Origin of the sequence: Gluconobacter sp. R75690 (assembly GCF_015244525.1) — a bacterium.
GTDB classification, from domain to species: Bacteria; Pseudomonadota; Alphaproteobacteria; order Acetobacterales; family Acetobacteraceae; genus Gluconobacter; species Gluconobacter potus.
This window is the reverse complement of the sequence record NZ_JABCQB010000045.1, coordinates 1-878: the sequence shown is the minus strand read 5'-3', so window position 1 is coordinate 878 and position 878 is coordinate 1. Positions and strand designations below refer to the sequence as shown.

The following is an 878-nucleotide window of genomic DNA, read 5'->3' as shown; positions in this document are numbered from 1 at the left end:
TCGGCGGACAGGGCGGTCTGCTCGGTCGTCAGCACGTTCAGATATCCGGTCAGACCGGCCGTGAACAGCTTCTGCGCCCGGTCACGGGCCAGGCCGGCATCGACGGAGGCCTGGTTCAGCTCCTCGACCAGCTCGGCATTATGCCGCCAGTCGCCCATCGCGTCCTCGACATCCGCAAACGCCTTGAGCACCGTCTTGCGGTAGGTCAGGCGGCTGCCCTCGGCCTCGGCCCGGGCCTGCGCGATCGCGGCGGTGTAGCGCCCACCGTGGATGACCGGCAGCGTCGCCATCATCATGAAGCTCCACGCCATGCCGCCCGCCTGGAACGCCTGATAGGCGGCGGATGCGTTCGGATTGAACGTCAGCGGGATCATGAATTTCGGATAGAGGTTCGACACCGCAATGCCCACGCGAGCCGTATCGGCGGCGTATTCGGCCTCGGCCACGCGGATGTCCGGGCGGTTGGCGAGCACGATCGAGGGCAGGCTGTCGGGGAAGCGCGGCAGATCCGGGATCGGACGGCGCTTTTCCAGCTCTTCCTCAAGCTGGCCCGGCATGTCGCCGACGAGCACGGCGATGGCATGCATCAGCCGCTCTTCCTGCTCGTGCAGCGGGGCCAGACGGGCGCGTTCGAGATGTTCTTCCGTCTGCGCCTGTGCCACGGCCAGCGTGTTGCCCAGACCATGCGTGTAGAGCTTTTCGGTCAGTTCGCGCGAGCGCACGGCCACGTCGATGGCGCGCTCGGTGACGGTCAGACGCTCCTGCACGGAGCGCAGTGTCACATAGTCCGTCGCCATTTCGGCCAGCAGCGCGAGGAGGACGCCACGGCGGTTCTCGATCGATTCCTCGACGATCCGCTTGCGCTCTTCCACCTGCCG

General features: G+C 66.9%; 1 protein-coding gene. It reads right to left on the bottom strand.

Annotated elements, in window-relative coordinates; genetic code table 11:
• Nucleotides 1-878 (bottom strand): TolC family protein (locus HKD27_RS16245; RefSeq protein WP_194690223.1); only part of this gene is annotated, 878 nt, incomplete at both ends.